General features: G+C 62.7%; 7 protein-coding genes. All 7 read left to right on the plus strand.

Annotated features, from left to right (window positions below; all coding sequences use genetic code 11):
• Nucleotides 1–145 precede the first annotated feature (145 nt).
• Entirely contained in the window at nucleotides 146–1,429 is a 1,284-nt protein-coding gene (eno, locus tag OC446_RS23230; protein WP_262031387.1) for a phosphopyruvate hydratase, read from the plus strand.
• Between the two features lie 229 nt (nucleotides 1,430–1,658).
• Nucleotides 1,659–1,973, plus strand: coding sequence for an FtsB family cell division protein (locus OC446_RS23235; RefSeq protein WP_262031388.1), 315 nt, complete (start codon nucleotides 1,659–1,661; stop codon nucleotides 1,971–1,973).
• A 172-nt stretch (nucleotides 1,974–2,145) separates the two neighbouring features.
• On the plus strand, nucleotides 2,146–3,207 hold the full coding sequence (gene pdhA, locus OC446_RS23240) for a pyruvate dehydrogenase (acetyl-transferring) E1 component subunit alpha (RefSeq protein WP_262031389.1): 1,062 nt from the start codon (nucleotides 2,146–2,148) through the stop codon (nucleotides 3,205–3,207).
• Nucleotides 3,208–3,267: 60 nt separating this feature from the next.
• Nucleotides 3,268–4,713, plus strand: coding sequence for a pyruvate dehydrogenase complex E1 component subunit beta (locus OC446_RS23245; RefSeq protein ID WP_262031390.1), 1,446 nt, complete (start codon nucleotides 3,268–3,270; stop codon nucleotides 4,711–4,713).
• 6 nt (nucleotides 4,714–4,719) lie between these two features.
• Complete coding sequence (locus OC446_RS23250; protein ID WP_262031391.1) at nucleotides 4,720–5,181, plus strand: DUF6980 family protein; 462 nt, start codon at nucleotides 4,720–4,722, stop codon at nucleotides 5,179–5,181.
• Nucleotides 5,178–5,474: a DUF5076 domain-containing protein gene (locus OC446_RS23255; RefSeq protein ID WP_262031392.1), complete on the plus strand. Its 297-nt coding sequence runs from the start codon at nucleotides 5,178–5,180 to the stop codon at nucleotides 5,472–5,474. Before OC446_RS23250 ends, OC446_RS23255 begins: the two co-directional genes overlap by 4 nt.
• A 30-nt stretch (nucleotides 5,475–5,504) precedes the next feature.
• On the plus strand, nucleotides 5,505–6,000 hold a 496-nt coding region (locus OC446_RS23260; protein WP_262031393.1), incomplete at its 3' end, for a biotin/lipoyl-containing protein.

A 6,000-nucleotide genomic window follows, 5' to 3' on the forward strand; every position in this document is an offset into this window, starting at 1 on the left:
GGAATTGACCTTGGATTGGTAAAGGGAAAGCTCTCGCCGTCCTTGCTCACATGGGGATTTCGGTCAATAAGCCAATTCATGACGAGAGGCCGCACCCGTCAGGTAAGTCGGACAAGGCGGCCCTTCAGCCAGCAGGAGCCTGCTCATGACCGCGATTATCGACGTTTTCGCCCGCCAGATCCTCGACAGCCGGGGCAACCCCACGGTCGAGGTGGATGTGACCCTCGAGGACGGCTCCATGGGCCGCGCTGCCGTGCCGTCCGGCGCCTCCACGGGCGCTCATGAGGCGGTCGAGCTGCGCGACGGCGACAAGTCGGTCTATCTCGGCAAGGGCGTGCTCAAGGCCGTCGATGCGGTCAACAACGAGATCCTCGATGCCATCGGCGGCATGGACGCGGAAGAGCAGGTCGCCATCGACGAGACCATGATCGAGCTCGACGGCACCCCGAACAAGGCGCGTCTGGGGGCCAACGCGATCCTCGGCGTCTCGCTCGCCGTCGCCAAGGCCGCCGCCGAGGCCTCGACGCTTCCGCTCTATCGTTATGTGGGCGGCACCCAGGCCCGTGTCCTGCCGGTGCCGATGATGAACATCATCAATGGCGGCGCCCATGCGGACAACCCCATCGACTTCCAGGAGTTCATGGTTATGCCGGTCGGAGCGCCGACCCTCTCCGAAGCCGTGCGCATGGGCGCCGAGGTGTTCCACACCTTGAAGAAGGCCCTGAAGGATGCCGGCCACAACACCAATGTGGGCGATGAGGGCGGCTTCGCCCCGAACCTGCCTTCCGCCGAAGCCGCTCTCGACTTCATCATGAAGTCCATCGAGCAGGCCGGCTACAAGCCGGGCAAGGACATGGTGATCGGCCTCGACTGCGCGGCCACCGAGTTCTTCAAGAACGGCGCTTACGTGTATGAAGGCACGGGCGACAAGCTGAGCCCGCAGCAGCAGGCCGAGTACCTGGCGAAGCTCGTCGCCGCCTATCCCATCGCGACCATCGAGGACGGCATGTCCGAGGACGATTGGGAGGGTTGGAAGGCCGTGACGGACCTGATCGGCTCCAAGTGTCAGCTCGTGGGAGACGACCTCTTCGTCACGAACGTGAAGCGCCTCTCGCAGGGCATCAAGCAGGGCGTCGCAAACTCGCTCCTCGTGAAGGTGAACCAGATCGGCTCCCTCACCGAGACGCTCGCCGCCGTCGACATGGCTCATCGCGCCGGCTACACGGCCGTCATGTCCCACCGCTCGGGCGAGACGGAAGACTCGACCATCGCGGACCTCGCGGTGGCGACCAATTGCGGGCAGATCAAGACCGGCTCGCTCGCCCGCTCCGACAGACTGGCCAAGTACAACCAGCTCATCCGCATCGAGGAGGAGCTCGGCTCGCAGGCGGTCTATGCCGGCCGGGCGGCGCTGAAGGCTTTGGCCTAAGGTCGGACGGCATCGCTGATCTTAAGGGAGGGCCGCCATGTGCGGCCCTTTTCTGTGCTCGGGTTCCGGGATTCTTTGACGGCTCGCTTCATCCGTCGAAATACCCGTTCATCAAGCTCAGAAGACCGGTGCGCGGATCTACGACGCGACCTGCCGAGAAGGGCCACCGGCCGCATTCGCCCTTCAAACTCTAACGCCTCTTTAACCATGTCGGGTTAAGACTCGCGCCATGGTGATCCGCAGACGATTGAGACGATTCCTCATCCCGCTGGTGCTCTATGGCATCTCGGCGGGCGTAGCGGCCTATTTCGTGCACCATGCACATAGCGGGTCGCGGGGCATCGAGGCTCAGCAAAAATATGAAGCGCAGGTCGCCGAACTTTCCGCCGAGCTCGATGGTTTAAAGACCCAGCGCTCCGAGTGGGAGCGTCGCATCGCGCTGCTCAGGAGCGACCAGATCGACCGCGATCTGCTCGAGGAGCGCGCTCGCGTCATGTTGGGTCGCGTCCACAAGAACGACCTTGTGATCATCACGGGCCCATAATTAACAATAACTTAAAAGTTCTGCTTAACTCAATTTCAGTTGATCGGATTTTGATGTGCATTTCCAGTAGGTTGCGCTTTTCATTGTGCAGCGCAAAACACCTTTTGGGCCTCTCGATTTCCGATTCCGTCTGCGCTACAACTTTCGTCGAGGAAACCCTTCGGAGGACCCGATGGCTGTTGCTGCCCGCAAGGCGGGCCGCGCTGGTGCTGGCGCGGCTAACAAGACTACTTCCGGCAAAGGCTCCAATCGCGGAGCTGCCCCCAATTCCCCGCAATTCGACAAGAACCAGGACTTATCTGCCTATAACGACATGCTGCTGATCCGGCGCTTCGAGGAGAAGTCCGGCCAGATGTACGGCATGGGGCTGATCGGCGGTTTCTGCCACCTCTATATCGGCCAGGAGGCCGTGGTCGTCGGCATGCAGATGGCGACGAAGGACGGCGACCAGGTGATCACGGGTTATCGCGATCACGGTCATATGCTTGCCTGCGGCATGGACGCGAAGGGCGTCATGGCCGAGCTGACGGGGCGCCGCGGCGGCCTGTCGAAAGGCAAGGGCGGCTCCATGCACATGTTCTCCAAGGAGAAGCATTTCTATGGCGGCCACGGCATCGTCGGGGCCCAGGTGTCGCTCGGCACTGGCATCGCCTTCGCGAACCATTACCGCGAGAACGGCAATGTCTGCCTGACCTATTTCGGCGACGGCGCCGCCAATCAGGGCCAGGTCTACGAGAGCTTCAACATGGCGCAGCTCTGGAAGCTGCCCGTCGTCTATGTGATCGAGAACAACCGCTACGCCATGGGCACCGCGGTGACCCGCGCGTCGGCTCAGACCGATTTCTCGAAGCGCGGGCTGTCTTTCGGCATTCCCGGGGAGCAGGTGGACGGCATGGATGTCCGCGCGGTCTACGCCGCCGGCCAGCGCGCCATCGAGCATGCCCGTTCCGGCAAGGGCCCCTACATCCTCGAGATGCAGACCTACCGCTATCGCGGCCATTCCATGTCCGATCCGGCGAAGTATCGCACGAAGGACGAAGTGGCTCGCATGCGCGAGGAGCACGATCCCATCGAGCAGGTGCGCCGCCGTCTGCTGGAGAGCTGGAAGCTGTCGGAAGACGAGCTGAAGGCCATGGACAGCAAGGTGCGCGAGATCGTCAACGAGGCGGCCGAGTTCGCCACGCACGATCCGGAGCCCGATCCGTCCGAGCTCTACACGGATATCCTTCTCTAAGCGGCGTTCAAAAGCGCTGCTCCCCATTCTCGCCTTAGCGACAATCAACACGAGTCTTTCATGGCGATCGATATTCTCATGCCTGCCCTGTCCCCCACCATGGAGCAGGGCAAACTGGCCAAGTGGCTGAAAAAAGAAGGCGATCAGGTCAAGCCCGGCGACGTGCTGGCCGAAATCGAGACCGACAAGGCGACCATGGAGGTCGAGGCGATCGACGAGGGCGTCCTCGCCAAGATCCTGGTTTCCGACGGCACGGATAATGTGGCCGTGAACACGCCCATCGCGATCCTCGCCGGTGAGGGCGAGGACGTGTCCTCGGCCGCCTCCTCGGCGAAGGCGCCTGCGGCTCCGGCGCCGGAAGCGCAGCCCGCTCCGACACCCGACATGCAGGCCGAGGGCATGGCCGACCGTCCGGCTCCCGACCAGCGTCCGCAGCAGGCCGATCTTTCGACGCCTGCAGCTCCCTCGGTCATCACCAATCGCACGTCCTACAACGCCATGGCCGAAATCCCGGAGGGGACGGAACTGGTCAACATGACCGTCCGTGAAGCCCTCCGCGACGCCATGGCCGAGGAGATGCGCAAGGACGACAAGGTCTTCGTCATGGGCGAGGAGGTGGCCGAGTACCAGGGCGCCTACAAGGTCACGCAGGGCCTGCTGCAGGAGTTCGGCGCCAAGCGCGTGATCGACACGCCCATCACCGAGCACGGCTTCGCCGGCGCCGGCGTCGGCGCGGCTTTCACGGGCCTGCGCCCGATCGTCGAGTTCATGACCTTCAACTTCGCCATGCAGGCGATCGACCAGATCATCAACTCTGCGGCCAAGACCCTCTACATGTCCGGCGGCCAGCTCGGTGCGCCCATCGTGTTCCGCGGTCCGAACGGTGCCGCCGCCCGCGTGGGTGCGCAGCACAGCCAGGACTTCGCGGCGTGGTATTCGCAGATTCCGGGCCTCAAGGTCGTGTCGCCTTACACCGCGTCCGACGCGAAGGGCCTGCTCAAGAGTGCCATCCGCGATCCGAACCCTGTGGTGTTCCTGGAGAACGAGATTCTCTATGGCCAGTCCTTCCCGGTGCCGAAGCTCGATGATTTCACCGTGCCGATCGGCAAGGCGCGCATTCATCGCGAGGGCAAGGACGTCACCATCGTGTCGTTCTCCATCGGCATGACCTATGCGCTCAAGGCCGCCGAGGAACTGGCCAAGGAAGGCATCGAGGCCGAGGTCATCGACCTGCGCACGATCCGTCCGATGGACACCGACACCATCGTCGCTTCGGTCATGAAAACCGGCCGCTGCGTCACGGTGGAAGAGGGCTATCCGCAATCGGGCGTCGGCACCGAGATCGCCATGCGCATCATGGAGAACGCGTTCGACTACCTCGACGCCCCCGTGATCCGCGTCACCGGCAAGGACGTGCCCATGCCTTACGCGGCCAACCTCGAGAAGCTCGCGCTTCCCTCCGTGGCCGAAGTGGTGCAGGCGGCGAAGGCCGTTTGCTATCGGTAAGGCGTTATGTTGTCGGACCAAGAAACCAGTCTGCAGTCCTTCCAGAAGTATTCGGATGTCGAATACACCGAAGAGGAATGGGCTGTTGCTTGGGTTGGAATGTGGTCATTCCTTTGCAACTCTAAACGAGGAGCCAAGGAGGGACTACAGTTCGATCCAGAAAGGTCGGTACTGTACGGCGACTATCCCGAGCTTCTAAAGCACGCCTGTGATACTCAGATGCCGATCATCTATGACCCAAGCATCCGGGAATTTGGTGTGTCGGTACTAGATGGAGGCTATTCCCAAATGAGCTTCCGATTTGACCCTTGGTCCGGAAAGCCTCTGCCAACTTCTCTCAGAGAGGAGTGGTTCGAGGCAGTCGAGGCACTCGGGATCGATCCTTGGGATGAGGACGGCAAGATACCCGCTCATTTCAAGGATGAAACGTGGTGGAAGAGCCGCTACGCTTCGGAGAAAAGTGCATGACCGATAAAAAGTTCGAAGCCCTCAACGTTCCGCCTGACGCCCTCGAAAAAGGGGGTGTCGAGATCCTGAGGGCTTCGGTGGTCGACGGGGCGGTGAGCATCGCGCTCCGCCGCGCCTTCGATGATCCGTTCACCTGGGGCGTGCTCCTGGTGGACCTCGCCCGTCACGCCGCGCGTGTTTACGCCATGGAAACGGAGTTCTCCGAGGAGGAGGCTCTCGCCGAGATTACCGCCGGCATCCAGGCCGAGCTGGACGATCCGAGCGATCCCGGCTCCACGCAGGCTATCAACTAAAACCCTTCAAGATCAGGATCCCACAACGCCATGCCCATCAATATCCTGATGCCCGCCCTGTCTCCCACCATGGAAAAGGGCAACCTTGCCAAGTGGCTGAAGAAGGAAGGCGACACGGTGAAGTCCGGCGACGTCATCGCCGAGATCGAGACCGACAAGGCCACCATGGAAGTGGAAGCGGTCGACGAGGGAATCCTCGCGAAGATCGTCGTTCCGGAAGGCACGGCGGACGTGCCGGTCAACCAGCTCATCGCGCTGATCGCCGGCGAGGGCGAGGATCCGAAGAGCATCACGGCTCCGGCCGCAGGTGGCGCCGCTCCGGCGCCCGCGCCGAAGGCGGAGGCTGCGCCGGCTCCGGCAGCTGCTCCCGCAGCCGCTTCCCAGCCGCAGGCCAACACTGTTCCGGGCGACGCCTCGGCTCACATGAGTTATGCCCGCGTCGATCAGGCGCCTGTCGGTCCCGCGCAGGCCGCAAAGCCCAACGGGGCAGGGCAGGGAGCAGGCAGCCGTGTCTTCGCTTCGCCGC

Source organism: Microvirga sp. Mcv34 (assembly GCF_024519725.1).
GTDB lineage: Bacteria > Pseudomonadota > Alphaproteobacteria > Rhizobiales > Beijerinckiaceae > Microvirga.

Coding starts and splice junctions, on each gene's coding strand:
- OC446_RS23255 (WP_262031392.1), top strand. CDS start 5,178: ATGACCGATAAAAAGTTCGAAGCCCTCAACGTTCCGCCTGACGCCCTC.
- eno (WP_262031387.1), top strand. CDS start 146: ATGACCGCGATTATCGACGTTTTCGCCCGCCAGATCCTCGACAGCCGG.
- OC446_RS23250 (WP_262031391.1), top strand. CDS start 4,720: ATGTTGTCGGACCAAGAAACCAGTCTGCAGTCCTTCCAGAAGTATTCG.
- OC446_RS23245 (WP_262031390.1), top strand. CDS start 3,268: ATGGCGATCGATATTCTCATGCCTGCCCTGTCCCCCACCATGGAGCAG.
- OC446_RS23235 (WP_262031388.1), top strand. CDS start 1,659: ATGGTGATCCGCAGACGATTGAGACGATTCCTCATCCCGCTGGTGCTC.
- pdhA (WP_262031389.1), top strand. CDS start 2,146: ATGGCTGTTGCTGCCCGCAAGGCGGGCCGCGCTGGTGCTGGCGCGGCT.